General features: G+C 50.5%; 2 protein-coding genes. Both read left to right on the forward strand.

All coding sequences use genetic code 11. The features are described from left to right. The first annotated feature begins 110 nt into the window (after positions 1-110). Positions 111-1,412 carry an alpha/beta fold hydrolase gene (locus BZG79_RS14715; protein ID WP_077774778.1) on the forward strand — a complete coding sequence of 434 codons (1,302 nt, stop codon included), beginning with the start codon at positions 111-113 and terminating at the stop codon, positions 1,410-1,412. A gap of 361 nt (positions 1,413-1,773) precedes the next feature. Beyond that, positions 1,774-2,904: H(+)/Cl(-) exchange transporter ClcA (gene clcA, locus BZG79_RS14720; protein WP_077774779.1), on the forward strand; the 1,131-nt coding region annotated here is incomplete at its 3' end.

The raw sequence follows: 2,904 nt of genomic DNA on the forward strand, positions 1-2,904 counted from the left end.
GATATAGATCACATAAAAATCGAAGAAGTTCGGCTTCGTGCTTGCTCGCTGAGACCGAACAACTCTGATAACCTAATCATCGTCATCTTTCTGTTTATAAAGGCATTACCATGCAAGATCTTTATGATCGTTATATCCGTTATCGCAGTCACCGTGTTGAGGTCCCACTGGATCACAGTGACGCCAATAGTACGCCGATCACTATTTTTGCTCGTGAAGTGGTTGATACGCGCCATCACGAAGCAGATCTGCCGTGGCTGGTGTATTTTCAAGGTGGGCCAGGCATGGAGTCTCCCCGCCCCAACGGCGCCACAGGTTGGCTAAAACGCGCATTAGACGATTATCGCGTGTTGTTGCTCGACCAACGCGGCACGGGCTTAAGCGCGCCGGTAAACCACCAAACGCTTGCCTATCTCACACCTGCCGAGCAAGCACCGTATCTGAGCCATTTTCGCGCCGACAGCATCGTGAAAGACGCCGAGTGTTTACGCGAGACGCTAGGCATCAAGCAATGGGCGATCCTCGGGCAAAGCTTTGGTGGGTTCTGTGCCCTCACCTATTTGTCGTTCTTTCCGCAGTCCTTGTCTCGCGCGTTTGTCACCGGCGGCATTCCACCGATTGAAGGACATGCCGATGCGGTGTATCAAAAAACCTATCAGCGAGTGGAAGATAAGAATCAACAGTTTTTCGCCCAATTCCCGGACGCACAAGCCCGCTGTCACGAGATTGCCCAGTATCTGCAAAACAATGCGGTGACACTGCCAAACGGTCAGCCGTTTACGGTGGAGCAGTTCCAAACTATTGGCCTGAACCTTGGCCGCGGCCATGCCGGGCTGCCGCTGTATTACTTACTAGAACGAGCCTTTATAGAGGTAAATGGCGAGCGTACTTTAAGCTATCCGTTCTTAAATGCGATGCAGGCTGACCAAGGGTATTTAACCAACCCGTTTTACGCTATTTTGCATGAATCGATTTACTGCCAGCAGCAGGCGTCGCAGTGGTCAGCCCATCGGGTGCGCGATCAATTCCCGCAGTTCCACTATCAGCCCGATCAGCCGTTCCGTTTTACCGGCGAAATGGTGTATCCGTGGATGTTTGATCAACTGGCAACCCTTAAACCGCTCAAAGACGCGGCGATGTTGCTGGCAGAAAAGAGCGATTGGCCGGCGCTTTATGATCTCGAGGTACTCAAGCGCAATACGGTGCCGCTCGCCTGCGCCACCTACGTCGATGACATGTTTGTTGAGTTCGATTATTCCCGTCAAACCTTGGCGCAGATTGCCAACAGTCAAGCGTGGATGACTAACGAATACGAGCACAATGGCATTGGCGTTGATGGTGAGCGGATTTTGAGCCGTTTGATTGAGATCGGCGATCATATTGCCGCAACCCAAGCGCCTGGTCGCGGTTGATTCGCACCGCTGCGGCCAATGGTGTCGCAGCGGACATTTTGTCCCTAACAAACTGTGATCTAATTCAAATCAATTATTCAGGGACAGGGAGGTGGTACGCTATCACTCAATACGGACTCCCCCAGTGAAACGTCTGAAAATATGCCCTTATCGTTATCGCCGCCCCGTATCGCTTACTCCAGGGGTTTTTATCTTGGCTAGCCGAATAATTAGACACCGGTCAAGCGCTTGCATGTTAGGTGAATTGGCGTAGTATAAATGCGTTCTCTYRGGGAACAGGACGTTCCCAGCACGGTGTCGGCGCAAGAATGAGTGCCCCCATACATCGTCATTTTTCTTTTCAAACTTTGCGTTCACATAGATGAAAATTGTAAGTAAAACAGGCAAGAAAAGAGCCATCTTTTATAAATCTAGCGTTTTCTTTGATAAATTATGGTCACGCGACAAAACGCCCGTTTCTATTCTTTTGCTCGCCTTTGTCATCGGCTTTTTAGGCGGCGTTGTTGTCACCCTTTTCGAACTCGCGATTCATACCCTCTCTCAGTCAAGAACTGACTGGCTAGACAGCAACATTAGCTCAATGATTCCATTGGGATTACTCGCTTTTATTATCAGTGCCGGCCTGGCCTTAATGGGCTATTGGCTTGTTCATCGATTTGCGCCCGAGGCCGCTGGTTCAGGGATCCCTGAGGTGGAAGGCGCGATGGAAGGCATTCGACCTACGCGGTGGTGGCGGGTAATCCCAGTGAAATTTTTCGGCGGTTTAGGTGCGCTAGGCTCAGGGATGATCCTCGGACGAGAAGGTCCTAGTGTGCAAATCGGTGCCAATATTGGTCGCATGGTCACCGATACTTTTCGCATCAAAGACAGAAACAGTAACCAAACACTGCTTGCATCCGGGGCTGCCGCCGGTCTCGCCGCGGCGTTTAATGCCCCCCTTGCGGCGATCATGTTCGTGGTTGAGGAAATGCGACCTCAGTTTCGCTATACCTTGATCTCGATAAAAGCAGTGATCATTGCCGCCATCATGGCCGATATCGTTTTTCGCTATATCAATGGCCAAGAGGCAGTGATTGTTCTGCCCCAGTATGAGACGCCACCACTTGCCTCTTTATGGTTCTTTCTCGCACTAGGTTGTTGTTTTGGCGTGTTTGGCGTGCTGTTTAATTTTTTGATTATGCGGTGTCAGGACTTTTTCCAACGTTTTTATCAAAAAAGTCAAAAACGAATCTGGCTAGTAGGGGCCACGCTAGGCGGTTTCTTTGGCTTATTGCTGATCTATGCCCCAGAGCTGACCCATGGCGGCATTAACTTAGTGCCAGATTTTGTCAGCTTAAACTATTCCATCAGTGCGCTGCTGTTTATCTTTATGGCGCGTACGCTGCTGACGGTGATTTGTTTTAGCTCCGGCGCACCGGGCGGCATTTTCGCCCCCATGCTTGCCCTTGGCACCTTGTTAGGCACTGTTTATGGGTTAGTGGTTGCCAATATG

The sequence above is a fragment of the Salinivibrio sp. MA427 genome, from assembly GCF_001996115.1.
In the GTDB taxonomy this organism is placed as follows: domain Bacteria; phylum Pseudomonadota; class Gammaproteobacteria; order Enterobacterales; family Vibrionaceae; genus Salinivibrio; species Salinivibrio costicola.